This window comes from Methylobacterium sp. WL19 (genome assembly GCF_008040005.1).
Lineage (GTDB): Bacteria > Pseudomonadota > Alphaproteobacteria > Rhizobiales > Beijerinckiaceae > Methylobacterium > Methylobacterium bullatum.
Genome location: NZ_VRVC01000019.1, coordinates 1 through 14,325, shown reverse-complemented (window position 1 = coordinate 14,325; position 14,325 = coordinate 1). Strand labels below are relative to the sequence as shown.

The 14,325-nt window shown below is 67.3% G+C and carries 18 protein-coding genes and 1 tRNA gene; 5 read left to right on the top strand and 14 right to left on the bottom strand.

Annotated features, from left to right (window positions below):
- Positions 1-29 precede the first annotated feature (29 nt).
- Together poxB and FV220_RS06040 are read right to left on the bottom strand one after the other, a co-directional pair.
- Positions 30-1,790 (bottom strand): ubiquinone-dependent pyruvate dehydrogenase, encoded by a 1,761-nt coding sequence (gene poxB, locus FV220_RS06045; protein ID WP_147830176.1) that lies wholly within the window; start codon positions 1,788-1,790, stop codon positions 30-32.
- An 81-nt stretch (positions 1,791-1,871) separates the two neighbouring features.
- Positions 1,872-2,471, bottom strand: a complete 600-nt coding sequence (locus FV220_RS06040) for a cysteine hydrolase family protein (RefSeq protein ID WP_056144559.1) — start codon at positions 2,469-2,471, stop codon at positions 1,872-1,874.
- A 298-nt stretch (positions 2,472-2,769) separates the two neighbouring features.
- Between FV220_RS06040 and FV220_RS06035 the strand changes: the two genes are divergently transcribed.
- Positions 2,770-3,060 (top strand): hypothetical protein, encoded by a 291-nt coding sequence (locus FV220_RS06035; RefSeq protein ID WP_056157678.1) that lies wholly within the window; start codon positions 2,770-2,772, stop codon positions 3,058-3,060.
- A 185-nt stretch (positions 3,061-3,245) separates the two neighbouring features.
- On the opposite strand, the gene FV220_RS06030 is transcribed toward FV220_RS06035, so the two are convergent.
- Positions 3,246-3,322 (bottom strand) — tRNA-Arg (locus FV220_RS06030).
- Between the two features lie 220 nt (positions 3,323-3,542).
- Between FV220_RS06030 and FV220_RS06025 the strand changes: the two genes are divergently transcribed.
- Positions 3,543-5,120 carry an integrase family protein gene (locus FV220_RS06025; RefSeq protein ID WP_187273339.1) on the top strand — a complete coding sequence of 526 codons (1,578 nt, stop codon included), beginning with the start codon at positions 3,543-3,545 and terminating at the stop codon, positions 5,118-5,120.
- On the opposite strand, the gene FV220_RS06020 is transcribed toward FV220_RS06025, so the two are convergent.
- Positions 5,102-5,323, bottom strand: coding sequence for a hypothetical protein (locus FV220_RS06020; protein ID WP_246689389.1), 222 nt, complete (start codon positions 5,321-5,323; stop codon positions 5,102-5,104). The genes FV220_RS06025 and FV220_RS06020 overlap by 19 nt on opposite strands.
- A gap of 251 nt (positions 5,324-5,574) precedes the next feature.
- Between FV220_RS06020 and FV220_RS06015 the strand changes: the two genes are divergently transcribed.
- Positions 5,575-6,111: a metallophosphoesterase gene (locus tag FV220_RS06015; RefSeq protein ID WP_147830170.1), complete on the top strand. Its 537-nt coding sequence runs from the start codon at positions 5,575-5,577 to the stop codon at positions 6,109-6,111.
- On the opposite strand, the gene FV220_RS06010 is transcribed toward FV220_RS06015, so the two are convergent.
- Positions 6,100-6,516, bottom strand: a complete 417-nt coding sequence (locus tag FV220_RS06010) for a hypothetical protein (RefSeq protein WP_147830168.1) — start codon at positions 6,514-6,516, stop codon at positions 6,100-6,102. The two genes, FV220_RS06015 and FV220_RS06010, sit on opposite strands and share 12 nt — an antisense overlap.
- On the bottom strand, positions 6,516-6,749 hold the full coding sequence (locus tag FV220_RS25980) for a hypothetical protein (protein ID WP_246689388.1): 234 nt from the start codon (positions 6,747-6,749) through the stop codon (positions 6,516-6,518). Before FV220_RS25980 ends, FV220_RS06010 begins: the two co-directional genes overlap by 1 nt.
- 718 nt (positions 6,750-7,467) lie before the next feature.
- Here FV220_RS25980 and FV220_RS05995 point away from each other — a divergent pair.
- Complete coding sequence (locus FV220_RS05995; RefSeq protein ID WP_147830166.1) at positions 7,468-8,307, top strand: hypothetical protein; 840 nt, start codon at positions 7,468-7,470, stop codon at positions 8,305-8,307.
- A gap of 62 nt (positions 8,308-8,369) precedes the next feature.
- Positions 8,370-8,969: a hypothetical protein gene (locus tag FV220_RS05990; protein WP_147830164.1), complete on the top strand. Its 600-nt coding sequence runs from the start codon at positions 8,370-8,372 to the stop codon at positions 8,967-8,969.
- 132 nt (positions 8,970-9,101) lie between these two features.
- Here the strand turns inward: FV220_RS05990 and FV220_RS25975 are convergent, their stop codons facing one another.
- The 8 genes from FV220_RS25975 to FV220_RS05950 form a co-directional block, all read right to left on the bottom strand.
- Positions 9,102-10,871, bottom strand: coding sequence for a phage tail tape measure protein (locus FV220_RS25975; RefSeq protein ID WP_246689387.1), 1,770 nt, complete (start codon positions 10,869-10,871; stop codon positions 9,102-9,104).
- On the bottom strand, positions 10,862-11,164 hold the full coding sequence (locus FV220_RS05980) for a hypothetical protein (RefSeq protein ID WP_147830162.1): 303 nt from the start codon (positions 11,162-11,164) through the stop codon (positions 10,862-10,864). The genes FV220_RS25975 and FV220_RS05980 overlap by 10 nt, the downstream gene beginning before the upstream one ends.
- Positions 11,165-11,205: 41 nt before the next feature.
- Complete coding sequence (locus FV220_RS05975; protein ID WP_147830161.1) at positions 11,206-11,394, bottom strand: hypothetical protein; 189 nt, start codon at positions 11,392-11,394, stop codon at positions 11,206-11,208.
- 2 nt (positions 11,395-11,396) lie between these two features.
- A complete protein-coding gene (locus FV220_RS05970) occupies positions 11,397-11,777 on the bottom strand; it encodes a hypothetical protein (RefSeq protein ID WP_147830159.1) in 381 nt (126 codons plus the stop codon).
- 89 nt (positions 11,778-11,866) lie between these two features.
- Positions 11,867-12,490 carry a hypothetical protein gene (locus FV220_RS05965; protein ID WP_147830157.1) on the bottom strand — a complete coding sequence of 208 codons (624 nt, stop codon included), beginning with the start codon at positions 12,488-12,490 and terminating at the stop codon, positions 11,867-11,869.
- Positions 12,491-12,668: 178 nt separating this feature from the next.
- On the bottom strand, positions 12,669-13,166 hold the full coding sequence (locus FV220_RS05960) for a hypothetical protein (protein WP_147830155.1): 498 nt from the start codon (positions 13,164-13,166) through the stop codon (positions 12,669-12,671).
- A 43-nt stretch (positions 13,167-13,209) separates the two neighbouring features.
- Entirely contained in the window at positions 13,210-13,536 is a 327-nt protein-coding gene (locus FV220_RS05955; RefSeq protein WP_147830153.1) for a hypothetical protein, read from the bottom strand.
- Positions 13,533-14,189, bottom strand: coding sequence for a ParB N-terminal domain-containing protein (locus FV220_RS05950; RefSeq protein ID WP_210245935.1), 657 nt, complete (start codon positions 14,187-14,189; stop codon positions 13,533-13,535). Before FV220_RS05950 ends, FV220_RS05955 begins: the two co-directional genes overlap by 4 nt.
- Between the last annotated feature and the right edge of the window lie 136 nt (positions 14,190-14,325).

The following is a 14,325-nucleotide window of genomic DNA, read 5'->3' as shown; positions in this document are numbered from 1 at the left end:
TTTGGATACGTTCAAAGATAGAGCGTGGTCTACCGGATGATGTTGGTCTTGGCGAGATCGAGAACCGAATCTCCGCGGCCACTCATCACCGCACGCAGCACGTAGAGGCTGAACCCCTTCACCTGCTGTCCGTCGATCTTCGGGGGGATCGAGAGTTCCTGGCGGTTGACCACCACGTCGAGGACGGCCGGTCCGTCATGAGCGAGCACATCCCGGACCGCGCCCTCCAGTTCGGCCGGATCCTCCACCCGAACCGCGTGAAGGCCGACGGCCCGGGCCATGGCGGCGAAGTCCGGATTCTCGAGGGCGACACCGGTCTCGAGATAGCCAGCGGCCTTCATCTCCATCTCGACGAAGCCGAGGGAGCCGTTGTTGTAGATCACGACCTTCAACGGTAGCTTCTCCTGCCGCAGGGTCAGCAGATCGCCCATCAGCATGGTGAATCCGCCGTCGCCCGAGAGGGCCACGACCTGCCGGCCGGGACAGGCCGCCTGTGCGCCGATGCCCTGCGCCATGGCATTGGCCATGGAACCATGCACCCACGAACCGAGGAGACGGCGCTTGCCGTTCATCTTCAGGTAGCGAGCGGCCCAGATCGTCGGTGTGCCGACATCCGCCGTGAAGACGGCGTCGTCCGCCGCCGCCTCGCTGACGAGCTTGGTGAGGTATTGCGGATGGATCGGGGACTTGGCCGATTTCAATCCGAACCAGCCCTTGGTCGGCGCCCCGGTGGCGAGATCGTCGAGGTCTTCGCGGGCCTTGGCGTAATGTTTCAGGCTGGCATCGAGCCAGGCCCGGTCGGACTTGACGCCGAGCTTCGGCAGGAGCGCCGCGATCGTGTCGCGCACGTCGCCGACCAGGCCGAGATCGAGCTTCGTGCGCCGGCCGAGCTGGTTCGGCCGCAGATCGATCTGCGCCACCTTGGCATGGGCCGGATAGAACTGCTTGTAGGGAAAATCGGTGCCCAGCATCAGCAGCGTGTCGCAGTCGCGCATCGCCGCGTAGCCGGACGAGAAGCCGATGAGGCCGGTCATGCCGACATCGAAGGGGTTGTCGTATTCCACATATTCCTTGCCGCCGAGGGCATGGACGATGGGGCTCTTCAGGGCCTTGGCGAGTTGCAGCAGTTCGGCATGGGCGCCGGCGCAACCCCGGCCGCAGAGCAACGTGATTTTCGACGAGCCGTCGAGCAGTTCGGCGAGCGCATCGAGCTCGGCATCGGCGGGGCGGATAACGGGTTTGGTCGGCAGCAGGCCGGCATTGGGCGCGATGGCCCGGGCCGGCGCATCCTTCAACGCCACGTCGCCGGGGATGATCACCACGGCGACACCGCGCTCACCCACCGCGGCGCGGATGGCGTTCTCGAGGACGAACGGCAGCTGCGAGGGATCGGACACGAGTTCGCAATAATGGCTGCACTGCGCGAACAGGGCCTTCGGGTCCGTCTCCTGGAAGTAGCCGGAGCCGATCTCGGCCGAGGGGATATGCGCGGCGATGGCCAGGACCGGCGTCCGGGTCCGGTGACAATCGAACAACCCGTTGACGAGATGGACATGGCCGGGGCCGCAGGAACCGGCGCAGACCGCCAGCTCTCCCGTGAGTTGGCTTTCCGCGCCCGCCGCGAAGGCTCCGACCTCCTCGTGGCGTACATGCACCCAGTCGATGACGCCCCGCGCCCGGATCGACTCCGTGATGGCGTTGAGGCTGTCGCCGACGACACCGTAGATCCGCCGCACACCCACCTGCTGCAAGGTTTCGACGACGAGATCCGCGACGATGTCGATCTTCATGGGTTCAACTCCTGCTTCAGAAGCCGAACGATGATGCGCCGCACACGTTCCCGTCCGGCGGATACGAGGCGCCGGGACGGGTCAATCCGCGATGTCGCCGACACCCGGAGCGATCACGGCAAAGAGATCGCCGAGGGTGGCGAGGCTCGCGGCCTGCAGAGCGCTCGCGCTCACCACCAAACCATCGGGGCCGGGCAAGGCACGGGTGGCCGTGGTGGACGCCACAACCGTAGGGCTGAAGCCGAGGTTGAAGGCGCCGCGCGCCGTCGAGTTGATGCACATATGCGTCATGAATCCGGCGAGCAGCACCGACTGTACGCCGGATTCCTCGAGATGGTTCTGCAGGTTCGTGCCGACGAAGGCGTTGGGGTAATTCTTGACGATGACCGTCTCGCCGGATTGCGGCGCCACCTCGTCGCTGATCCGCCCGATGGCGGTGGAGATGTCATAGGGCGAGCCCTGCCCGGCGTCGTGCTGGATGTGGACAATGGGGATGCCGGCCTCCCTGGCACGGTCGAGGAGTTCGCGCGCGGCGCGGATGGCGGGCTCCACCTGCTCCAGCCGCATGATTCCCTCGCGGTAGGTGTTCTGCAGGTCGATCATGATCAGGGCGGAGGCGCGCAATCGGGCCGGCGCCGGGCTCAGGCCCGAGACGTCGCGAAGGGTCTTGAGGTCTGGCATGGCGAGGTTCCGATCTGTCGAAGGCATGGTGGGCGTAAGAACGCGGCGGGGGAGGAGACCCCATCCACGGTCGACGTCAATCCCATCCGTCACGGCGGGGGCGCCCGCACCCGGTCGGAGCGTAAGGCTCGCGTTCGCGCCTTTCTCAATCACGAAATCGCGCGTTCAAGCACCGGGTCGCCATCGGTTGATCCAGGCAGCGAAAATGTCAGAATTTGTTCAGCGATCGGGTGTCTTGATGCAGCACGCCCCGAGGTGAAGCTGTGGTCCCGAGGGGATGCGATCCGGAGTTGATGTCATGAAACACGTGAAGACTTTCGGCCTCATCGGCGCCGTCATCGGTGGCCTGACGATGGCTGCAGCGAGCACGACGACAGCCCAGGCCGCCGGCGGCTGCGGCTACGGTTTTTATCCGTCCGCGTTCGGATGCCGGGCCACATCCCGTGCGTACGGCTACTACGCGCCTCGTCCGGTGCCTGTCTACGGCTATGGCTACGGCTATAGGCCCCGTCCGTATTACCGGCCTTACGCCTATGGCCCCGTCCCCTATGCCTACGCCCCCCGACCCTACGTGCGGTTCGGCTACTGAGCGGTGAAGGGCTATGCTCCCGGCCGGGCCGGGAGCATCCTTGCCCACGGGCGAGGCCCGGGGTGCATCCATGACGATCCACAAGGCGCTTCCGAGCCAATCGGAGGCGCCTTCTTCATGTCCTGAGAGGAAGCGGAGACCGAGGTGACCGGATCAGCCTCGCGTCATCACCACGAAGGTGTGCGTGGCGACCCCGGTTGGGCTCGAACCAACGACCTGCCGCTTAGAAGGCGGCTGCTCTATCCAGCTGAGCTACGGAGTCGGGACGCCGACCCCCGTCTACCACCCCCCTCCCGACCTGTCACCAGCCCTCTGCAAACGTTGCGTTTCCCCTACGCGGACGCCCCGTTTTCCGGGCTTCGGGAAGGCCGTTCGGTAACCCCGCCGGCGGCCCGGCCAGGGATTCCACAGGCACGGTCAATTCCAGGGTTGAGCCACGGGTGAGCCACGGGATAGAGCATGCGCTCACCCGGGAGGCGCGTGTGCCACGGAAGGCTGCTCTGGATCTGAACGCCACCTCGGTGGCCCGGCTCGTCCGTGAGGCCGGGGAGGCCTACAAGGAGTTCGCCGACGGAGCCTGCCCGGGGCTCACCCTGCGCACCCACCGGGCGGGGTCCCGATGGTTCGCCCGGTTCCGGCACGAGGGGCCGCAGGTCCGCATCTTCCTGGGTGACGCCAAGGTCTGGACGCTGGCGCAGGCCCGGTCCGTCGCCATCGATGTCCGGCGGCACGTCGAGGCCGGGCACGGCATCCCCGCCACGGAATGGATCGAGCTCAAGCGCGCCGCCCTAGCGTCAAAGGGAGAGACCGTCGAGGTCCCGGCATACATGCCCCGGACTGCGCCGCCGGCCACGTGGACCTACCGCGAGGCACGTGAGGCATGGGGGGCGTGGCTCAGGCGCGAGGCCGAGAGCCCGGCGCAGGCGTTCCGGCCGGCAACGGTGCGCAACTACACCGCCGTGGTCGGTTGCCCGGGGATGCGGGCGCTCGATGACCGGTTCGTTTCCAGGATCGATGCCGGCGACGTCGCGCAGGTCGTCGAATCGCTCGTGCAGGAGGGAAAGCGTTCGCAGGGCCGGGACGTGGTTCGGGTGACGAAGCGGCTTTGGGCCTGGCTTGGGGAGCCAGGCCAGGCCAAGCGATCCGGGGCCGCGGCCGGCGCAATGGTGGGCCTCAAGGCACCGCGCCTCGGCAACACCAAGGCGCGCCAGCATTTCCCGCTCCTGCAGGAGGTGGCCATCATGCTCCGGATCGCACAGCACGGCGTCCTGTCCGATGGCGTCGGGATGGCGGTCGAGCTCCTGATCTACACCGCCCAGCGCCGGCTCAGCATCGTGCGTGCCCGGGTCGACGAGTTCGAGCCATGGGCCGAGCGCGACGGTTGGGGCCTTTGGTGGCAAGGCCATCGCAAGATCTCGCGCGGCGGCCCCACCGAACGTGATCCGCGAGCGGGGAGCCATGCGCTCCCCCTCCCCCCGAGCGTGTGGTGGCGGATCGAGGCGTACCTCAGGAGAACCGGCAAGGATGCCGACGTGGCCGGGCGGGAGCGGTCTGAATGGATGTTCCCGAAGTTCAGGGCGCGCCGGGCCGGCGGGGACCTGGATGGGCACATGGCGGAGGATACCCTCACGCACGCCGTGTCGGCCATGCCGGGATGCCGGGCGACGCCGCACGATGTCCGGCGGGCTTTCGCCACTCACCTCCAGGAGGATCTCGGCATCGCCTCCTCGCGCGTCGGCATGGTCCTCGACCATGCCCAGTCCGATCTTCTCCATGTCACGGATGAGAGTGCCACGACCCGGCGCTACACCCGCGAGCAGATGCTGGGCCTGAAGGCCCCCACCATCGACGCGTGGGTCGAGGCTCTGCGGGTCGCGAAGATCTCCATCGAGCTCCCGGACAGCGAGACCCTGAAGGCGATGCTTGTCGCGGAGAACCTGCGCCAGCGTGGAGTCACGGACCCCGTTGCCGAGAAGGCTCGGCGCGCGGCCGCCTCGGCGAAGGCATGGGCGGAGGGGCGGACGTCACGCCAGCGCGCGCGTCAGACGGCGGCGACCTGACCCTGCCGGTCGCGCCGGTCCCGTCCGAGTTTCCTGGCGAGATCGGACGGCTTCCCTGCCCTGACGAAACCCCGGCTCACCTGGCGGTCGACCGCGGCGATCTCCTGCAGGGCATCGCCCAGGGCCCGCCGCAGGGCGTGCCGCGCATCGCCGTCGCAGGCCTCAAGGTAAGCGCGTTCCATCTCGTCCACGACCGTCTCCATCGATTCGCTCATGAGAACGAATGAAGAACAAACGAGGCCGGGAGTCGATCCCGAAATGAGCCCAGGGATTCTTTTACCCTGCCATACGGTCGCGCTTGCCCACGCCCAGGCGAGCTGCGATCGTCCGGATTCATCCCGCCTCAGAGGCCTCCCCATGTCGCGAAAATCCATGGCGCACGCCCACGCCTTTCCCGTCATCTGAGGAGGACCTGACGCACGCGTGCGCGGCCTCCTGAAAATGGAGGCCCACGATGGCCACGTACTTCACCGCCGACAGCCACCTCGGTCATGCTTCACTGCTGCGTAATTTGCGCCCCGGCTTCGCAAGCATAGAGGAGCACGACGAGCTCCTGATCGAAGCCTGGAACGCGACGGTCCGACCGAACGACACGGTCTACCACCTCGGCGACTTCTCACTGTCCAAGGACACGGAATACCTTGAGCGTACGTTTCGACGTCTCAACGGTAGCCGCAAGATCCTGGTGGTGGGGAACCACGACAAGCGTGTCCGGGATCTCCCCTGGGCGGAGCAGCACGAGGGGATCAAGCAGATCGCCGTCGAGAACTGGCACCTCATCTTGTGCCACTATCCTATGCGGTCCTGGCCCAGGGCATACCGGGGCAGTCTCCACCTCTTCGGTCACACGCACGGACTGCTCCCGGGTACGACGCAGTCCTGCGATGTGGGCGTCGACGTCTGGTCGTACCGGCCGGTGACGCTGACGCAGATCTTACAGCGCATGGCTTCATCGGACACGCCGCCTGAGGAGCGCGTGCTAACGCGGTGACCGTCTGACGGGTGCGCCCCGAGCCCCCGGGGGAAGCGGCGGTGGGGGAAGCAGCCGGGGCATCGCTGACGCGACCAGAGCGGGGGGCTCGTCGGCAAGGAGCTCGTCGAGGATCCCCACGACCACCGCACGCTCTTCGGGAGACCGGCTGGCGTCGAGGTCCACGCGTTCCTCAATGGGCTCGCCCGCCTGCTCGATTTCCCCGGCGAGGTGGAACAGGGCGTTTTTCGCGTAGTCGAGCAGTCGGGCGTCCATGTCGTCCAGCGCAATGGCGAGGCGCTCGCGCCGGATCTCCGGCAACGCCTCATCGTCGATCAGGGCCTGCGCGGCGGCCCGGGCCTGAACGAGGCGTGCCCGAACCGCCGCGATGCCGAGGTTCTGAAGGTCAGCGATCAGGTCGCACATCAGACCACTCCTTCCCGACGGCGGAGCAGCACGCGGCCGCGGCGGTCGCCCGGCAGGCCGAGTTGGGAGGCGCGGCGGTAGAGTGTCTCCGGGGTGACACCCAACTCGACGGCGGCTTGCGAGAGGGGGGCGTGCGAGAGAACGATCCGACGCAGCGTCTCGTAGTCGAGACGCGAGGGACGCCGGGCGATGTGAGTGCCGTGGCGGTACGCGCACGTGTGAACTGCTTGCACCGTGACACCACAGCGATCCGCTACTTCGCGGACCGTCTCTATGCCGTCCTGCGCACTTCTGACGTCGTCAATGCTGACCGCCGCCGTCCGACGCGGTGCGGCGAGCCCGAGCCCCTTGCAGTGGTTTGCGATCGTCTTCTCGTCCCACCCCTCCCGCGCCGCGATATCGCGATAGGTCAGGCCAGAGGTGAGGTACTCCTCGCACCGGGCTCGGGGGATCCTGCAGTAGCGCTTTGGTCCCCGGCGGCCGTCTCGACGTACCGGACCTTCCGCGAGAGCCCCAGCGCTCTCAGGACCTGACCGGCCGGCTCCCTCCGTCCGAGCAGGACGTCCGAAACGTGCTGCGGGGACAGCCCCGTCCGACGTGCCCAGGCGTCCTGAGATCCTGCCCGTCGGCATGCCCCGCGAAGCAGCAGCCTGACCTCCGTCTCCGTTAATTCCACCATCCATCTGAGCCCTCCGCGAATCTGCCGATAACATTATATCGCAACTCAAAATAGAATTTATAGGACATCAAGAATTACGCCTTTGGTGTTATACAACCTGGACGATATCTCTAGGATAGATGCCATTTGAACAACAGTTTCAACAACGGGCTGTTGTTCAAATCGTTGTTCAAATCGGGGTGCCGTGTTGTCGAAAGAGCCTGACGGGTTTCGGTTGTGATTTGTAAAGCTAGGTCTACATTACTCAGATCCGCCGATATGAGGATTCGCAAATGGCCCGCTACACGCCTCCGCTCCCCCCTTACGTCCAGCCGCCAGCGTGGCTTGGGCTCCAGTGGCAGATGGGAGAGCTGCTCCAAACTCGGCATGGTGAGCGGTACCTGAGCCGCGCCGTCCGGACGCCGGCGTTCGATGAAGCCTTCGCTCAGGATGTCATCTCCTTTTGGGACGTCGGCCTCACGCGGGCGACTGCGGACGTCCAGTTTTGGCAGAAGCCTGGTCACGACATCGCGGCCGTACAGGCGGCCATCGACAGCATCCTGGGCCTAGTCGCGGAGCGCGATGCGAGGTGGGCAGCGGCGGACGCGGCCCGGCAGGCGAAGGAGGAAGCGGCGGCGGCCGCGGAGGCGCAGAGGATCGCCGATCTCGTTGCAAGGGCCCGCGAGGAGGCGACGCGGTCCCTAAAAGATCGCAGGTGGTCTTGGGCTCGCCGGGTCGACGTCGACGAAGCGCAAGGGCTCCTCCAGCGTCCGGACCTCGATGTCGCCGACGCGATGCGGCTGCTGTCCCTCGTCGAGCGCGCGAGCAAAAACGTCTCTCGGTCTGAAGGTAAGTTGGCTCTCGTGCACGAGGGGGAGCGGGCCCTGGCCGAGCGTCCAGAGGTACGGGCCCTGGTTCTCGAAGGGGTCCGCCTGATCACGGCGGAGGACGCAGATTGGGCGACGCTCGAAAACAACCGGGGCTGGAGCAAGAGCTCGACAATCGATGGGCACGTCCTCGATGCGCAGGAGGCGCTTGACGTGGCGCAGGCGAGTCACGCGCTCCGGCTGCTCCGTGTGCACCACAAGCAACTGCCCTGGGCTATCGTCCAGCGCATCTTCGCCGCGGCCTGATTTGTCGATTGCGAGAGCGACCGGACAATCGAGATCGTCACCACAGCACAGGACCACCGCCCATGAGCTTCCTTGCCCGTATTGCCCTCCTCGCCACGGCCACCGTCGCCACCCTCTTCGCCCTCGTCTGGGAGAGCGGCCGCTGGGTCCTCCGCGCGGTCCGGTCCGCAACGGGGATCACGACCCCGGTTCTCCCCGCCACCGATGCGGCTACGGCGTACCTCGATGCCCCGGCACCCGCGGTTGCCCCGGCTCCCTACCAGGGGCCCGCACCCCGTCATCAAGTCGGCGTGCCACTCGTATCGTACGCCCGGCACCTCGTCGCAGGGGGGCCGGCCGCGGACACGTCCACCCTCCCCGAGCCCGTCATGACGTGGCTCCGTGCCCTGTCCCACGGCGAGCTCGTGACGCTCGCGGCGGCACTCCCGCATGAAGCCGAGGCACATGTCACGGGTGACCTGATCGAGGGACTGCCCTCCCTCACCCGGGACGCCCGTCCTGAGACGACCCCGCCCCCCGTTGCGGACGCGTCCGCGCCGGATGCGGACACATCCGCACCATGGCAGTGGACGCGTCCGCTCTCAGACGACCCCGAAGACGTTGCTATCGCAGAGCTCGTCAACCTCACGCTCGAACGGGACCGCCGCCGCATGGTCGCCTGACCCCCACCCCCCCACAATGCGAAGGGCCCGCCGGGATGACCGGCGGGACCTTTTTCGTGGTCCGCGAATGGCCCATTTGCGGACCGAATCTGGACCGTAGGGGAAAGGCACAACCCCCTCAGGCGCGATTTCTCAATGACGGCGGGCGAGGCGGAGGGCCCGGATTTCCGCCTGAGCCGTGGCGAGATCGCGGGCGAGCTCGGCTTCCCGACGGCGGGACGCGAGGAGAGCCTGCCCCAAGCGATGGACCGCGGTCTCGGCATCTGCGTCTGCCTGCGCCCAAGCCTGAGCCTCACGACGAGCGCGCTGGCCTGCCACGAGAGCGACGCCGACAGCCATCATGCCGCCATGCATGCTGTTGTGGAAGTTGTCGGTCTGCCTGCTCATTGTCGTATCCCCCGTCGCCCAGGCCTTCATAGATTCAGCTCCAAGCCGCCCTTGCAAGACGATCGTGGAGGCAGGGTTACCGTTTCCCTGGGCTATGATTGCCGAGGATGCGTCCGGGGATTGCTCAGAGCATGGGGGGCGCACGTACCCGTTACTCCTATGAAGAGCATCGAAAATCCAAGCGGATGCGGCCACCCAGTTACGGGGCGGGCTCGTCGGTTTCACGGCCTTGCCAGACAATGCCGGAATGGCCCGGATCGACATCACCGTAGACACCACGAGCCTCGATCTCGCACCCGTCGAGTTCGACACCCATCTCGTCGACCCGGACGCACTGTCGGGCTCGTCCTCCTCCTCGCCCTCGTCATCCTCCTCCTCGTCATCGTCGCTCGATGAGGAGGAGCCCCCGCCGCCCGTGACCCGGCGCACCAGCACCTTGGCCTCGGTGGCGGCCTCGGACTGGAACAGGTCACCAAACAACGCCTTCACGTCGTCCTTCACCCGGGAGGCCGCGTCCCGGAGCGTGGTGAGGAAGGTCTCGATGTCCTTGCGCTTGTCGTCCAGAAACTTCAACAGGCCGGTCGAGGCCTCCGTGAAGAACGGGAAGAAGACCTTGGTCAGGCTCACCCCCAGGCCGCGCAGGCTTTCGCCGAGCTTGCCCTGGCCTTCCAGTGCGTTTTCAAGTTTCTCACTGGTCGCCTTGTCGAGGACCGTGCCGTATTTCTCGACGTCCTTCTCGGCGGCTGCGAACGCGGCCGCACCCTCGGTGACGAGGCCGCCCAGATCCTTCACGCCCTTGCCGAACACGGCCATGACCGCGTTGGCCTGGGTCGTCGGGTTGGCAATCGACTTGATCTTGTCGAGGACGAGATCGAGGGCCTCGCGGGTTCCCTTGCGGTTGCCCTTGCCGTCCCTGAAATCACCGATCTGGAGGGTGAGGTTCCCGAACGCGTCGACGGCTGTCTGGGTGCCCTCGGCCAACTGGACGATGCGCTGCCGCATCCCGATCAGGGCGTCACCGAATGCGCTGCTGTCGCCATAGTTGACGCGGACAGCGGCCTGCATCCGGGAGAAGGCCTCGGACCCGATCCCTAGGCTGTCCGCTAAATCCTTGGAGGCGGAGGCCCCCTCCGCGACGGACTGGGTGTAGGTGCGTGCGCCGTAGATCAGGCCGGCGAAGCCCGCGTCGGCGATGCCGCTCACGGCCCCGAAGGCGCCCCCGATCTCGGCCACCTTGGTGATGGCGGAGCCGGCGGCATTGGCGACGCCATCGAGCACGTCACCGACGGCGCCCAGGGCCCGGTTGGCGAACCCGACGAGGCCGCCGACCGTGCCCTCGACGGCCCCCAGCGCGGAGGCGGCCGAGGACGATGCGGACTGGGTCGAGGAGGTTGCGCGGGTCAGGCTCTCGCGCACGTCGTCACCGACGCGGCGGAGGTCCTGGCGGAGCTCGTCGGATCCCGAGAGCCTGACTTTGACGCCGATCTCGGGCACGTTCACCGGTGCTACCCCCACATCCTCTCGGTGTCCGCGGCGGCCTTCGCCGCGTAAGCCAGTTGCTCATCGGTGAGGGGCGCGGGTTTCGCCGTTGCCCCCTCACCGTCGGCCCGGCCCGGAGCCCCCTTCGGGGCCAGGGTCCGGTCCATCGCCTCGAAGGCCTTGCCCCCGTCGGCGGTCACTGCGGCCGCGGAGACCATGAGGTGGAGCTGCTCGCGTAGCCGTTCGTTCCTGACCCGGGCCTCCATCGCGTGGTAGTGCCAGAGGTCGGCCGGGCAGAGGTCCTCCACCCAGTCCCGGTCGTGGGTCATCGACAGGGCGAAGATCGCCTCGTCGACGCCCTCCCAGAAGCCTACGCGGCGAGGCTGGTCTCCGCCGTCGTCGCCTCGGTCCTTTCGACGGGGGCGGGGGCGGTTGCGACGGTTGCCCCAACCTGGGTCGTCGCCTTCCTGGCCTCCGTCCGCATGGAGGCCAGCGCCGACACTAAAGGGCCGCGCAGCTGGGGCAGGTTGAGCTCCACCCAACCGATCCCCAAAGCCATGATCACGGTCGGGCCCAGGCTCTCGAACCAATCGCGAAGTCGATCTTCTCGGCCTCGGAGGCCAGGACCACATCCGCGACGAAGACGTCGGTAATCACGTCGGGGAGGGTCGTGAGGAAGTCGCGGGCGACCTTGCCGGAGGAGCCCCCCGTGCGCTCGGCGGCGTCGAGGATGGCGTCCTTGATCAGGGCACCGAAATCCGTCTTGCCCTTGGCCGCGAGCGAGCGCTCGACCACGAGCTCGATGGCGTCACCGAGCAGGGGCACGGCCGTCACGTCCGAGATGATGCGCTTCACCCCGCGCTTGCGGAGCTCCAGGTCGACGCCGTCGACGGTGATGACGCCGGTCTTCTTGAGCGCCTTCCAGTTGCGGGACTCGGTCATGTCCGTGGGTTCCTGTGTTCAGCGGTAACGGGGGATGCGGGGGAATGCGGCAGTGTGTGGCGGCGGACCCGGGGGCCCGCCGCGGGGGATCAGGCCTTCAGGGAGCGCCAGTAACCGATCCCGTTCGAGGTGCTGGCGGCGCGGCCCTTGACGGTGACGCCCTCGAAATCCTCGTTGCCGGTGATGAAGCCCATCTCGCCGTCGGGGGCCGCATTCCACTGGTAGAGGTGCAGGTAGCCCTTGGGGCCCACGTCCAAAACGTTGCGGACCATGACCTCCAGGGCGACCTGCGGGGTCGTCCCGATATCGATGCGCAGATCCTTGCCGGCGGCGTTCTCGGCCGTGACGGTGCCACCGACCTGGCCCGCAAGGAGGCCGGTCTCGGCGTCCGGGCTGGCATCGTTCGGGATGGCCAGGATCCGGATGATCCCGAGAGCGGCGTCGACCAGGCGGAAGTTGCCGGGAGGCATGGCGGTCAGGGCGGTGCCCTTCTTGTACTTCACGACCGGGTCCGTGATCCCGTAGGCACCGACGGCGTAGAACTGCCCGGCCACCAGGTTCGTGACGTCCGTGGTGACGGCGCCGGCGGCCTGGGCCACGTCGAGGGCCACGCCCATGAGGGCGGCCGCGCGGATGAACGGCGTCTTCTGCATGAACTTGCCGGTGACCGTGCAATCGATGCGGGTCGTGGTCTCGATGGCAAGGTAGCTCACGCGCCCGTTCTTGGCGTACCGCTGCTTCCGGGTGGGGTTCAGGTTGACGGAGAAGCTGTCGACGTCGCCGCCGTCGTACTAGCCGCCGGAGAACCCGACGGGACGGTAGAGCAGGTTGGCGAAGGGGATCTCGTAGAGGCCCTCGGAGAGGGGCTTGTAATCGGCGGAGGGCAGCATTTCAGCCTCGTGACTGGTTGGCGGGCAGGACGGTGTCCGAACGGCCCTCTCGGTGGTGGATGCGGAGGTTGAGGGTCAGGGCCCCAACCAGGCAGGCCCCGGCGCCGGCCGCGTCGTAGCCGGTCTCGAGCCGGGCCAGCTGGAGGTCGGTCGCGAACGGCACGCCGTCCGGCCCCTTGATCGAGGGGTTCGCGGCGAGGCGCCGCTCGACCTCGTCGAGGGTGGCATCGAGGAGGTCCTCGGTGTCCTCGTCCGGGATCCCGGTGTCCGGGAACACGGCGACGACCCTCAGGGTCTCGATGCGCTGGGAGACCCGGCTGCCCGGCCGGCCCGTGCCCTCGATGACCGAGATGTCCTCGGTCGGGAGGTACACGCACAGGCAGGGCAGCTTGCCCTTCTCCCTCGGCCACCTCCTCGTGACGTAGACGCACTTGATGCCCGGGATGCCCTCAAGGAGGGCGCCGACCGTCTTGCGGACTTTGGTTCGTGGATAGGCCATGGGGGCCAGTGAGCGGTCGCCTCGTGCGACCGACAATCCCGGCTCAGTCGACGGGACCGCTCAGGTCCAGGATCACGAACCCGCCCCCGTCCGGCGCGGCCTTGCTCACGATCCAGTTCCGGCCCACGACCTCGATGCGATCCTCCGAGACCGCGCTCGCCAAATCGAATCTGGTGCCGGCCGCGCGGGGGATGACGTCGGCCAGGTCCTCCTGCTCGACGTCGCTGGTCATGCCGGCGCCGGGGTTGAAGGACACGATCAGGTCGAAGGGGGCGGTGCCGTCGTAGGGGTGGTAGCGCGCTGGCTTGCCTCGCATCTCCAGGATCGCGTCCGCGATCTCGTCCGCCTCGTTGCGGTCGCCGTAGGTCACAGCGCCCCCCCGAGGATGGCATCTACATCGGCCGTGGTGGTTGCGGTGCCGGCGGCGATCTGGGCCAGCGCCATGAACTCCAGCTTGAAAGTGCTTGTCACGTAGGAGCGTGCCGCGATGGCGAGGTTGCGCATCTGGATGTTCGTGAGCGGCCGCGGGAGGCCGTCTGCGAATTTCCATGGCTCGCCGTCGACCCGGACCCCCGCCTCGATGGCGGCAAGCTCGGCCAGGTATTTTATCTGGGCGCGGTCGTCCGTGTAGATCGGCCAACCGTTCCACATGGTGCCCGCGACCTCACGCTCCCACCGGGCGTTGGCGGCATAGGCAACGAGGGTCACGGGATCCGCGGGCTCGACATGGTTGTCCGCGAGGACGAGGGCCGCGCGCTCTGCATCGGTCAGGCCGGGACGCCGGATGACCGGGACCTGCTCCATGCCGAGGCGCCTCGCGGCCTCAAGACGTCCGTGCCCCGCGATGATGGTGTCGTGCTCGTCGACGATGAGAGGGACGAGGAAACCGAAGCGTTCGATCAGGGCCTGGATCTGTCCGATCTGAGCCTCGTCGTGCGTACGTGCGTTCCGTGAGTACGCACGCAGGGTGCGCACCGCGACGAGGGCGGTCTCTGAGTACGCGAGAGGGTCGTCGGTACGCACCTGTAACCCCTTGTTTTGTCAGGCGGTACGCGGGGTGCGTACCCAAAAATTTCCACTGTGCCCGGGCGTATCTCGCAATTCGCGACTCCTGGACCCGGGACCGGCCTGGAAGGACCCAAGGCCCCCCCCCCACCCC

Bases quoted from the DNA above. Each gene is read 5' to 3' on its own strand.
- poxB (WP_147830176.1), bottom strand. From the start codon at position 1,790: ATGAAGATCGACATCGTCGCGGATCTCGTCGTCGAAACCTTGCAGCAG.
- FV220_RS06040 (WP_056144559.1), bottom strand. From the start codon at position 2,471: ATGCCAGACCTCAAGACCCTTCGCGACGTCTCGGGCCTGAGCCCGGCG.
- FV220_RS06035 (WP_056157678.1), top strand. From the start codon at position 2,770: ATGAAACACGTGAAGACTTTCGGCCTCATCGGCGCCGTCATCGGTGGC.
- FV220_RS06020 (WP_246689389.1), bottom strand. From the start codon at position 5,323: ATGGAGACGGTCGTGGACGAGATGGAACGCGCTTACCTTGAGGCCTGC.
- FV220_RS06015 (WP_147830170.1), top strand. From the start codon at position 5,575: ATGGCCACGTACTTCACCGCCGACAGCCACCTCGGTCATGCTTCACTG.
- FV220_RS06010 (WP_147830168.1), bottom strand. From the start codon at position 6,516: ATGTGCGACCTGATCGCTGACCTTCAGAACCTCGGCATCGCGGCGGTT.
- FV220_RS05995 (WP_147830166.1), top strand. From the start codon at position 7,468: ATGGCCCGCTACACGCCTCCGCTCCCCCCTTACGTCCAGCCGCCAGCG.
- FV220_RS05990 (WP_147830164.1), top strand. From the start codon at position 8,370: ATGAGCTTCCTTGCCCGTATTGCCCTCCTCGCCACGGCCACCGTCGCC.
- FV220_RS05980 (WP_147830162.1), bottom strand. From the start codon at position 11,164: ATGACCCACGACCGGGACTGGGTGGAGGACCTCTGCCCGGCCGACCTC.
- FV220_RS05975 (WP_147830161.1), bottom strand. From the start codon at position 11,394: ATGGCTTTGGGGATCGGTTGGGTGGAGCTCAACCTGCCCCAGCTGCGC.
- FV220_RS05970 (WP_147830159.1), bottom strand. From the start codon at position 11,777: ATGACCGAGTCCCGCAACTGGAAGGCGCTCAAGAAGACCGGCGTCATC.
- FV220_RS05960 (WP_147830155.1), bottom strand. From the start codon at position 13,166: ATGGCCTATCCACGAACCAAAGTCCGCAAGACGGTCGGCGCCCTCCTT.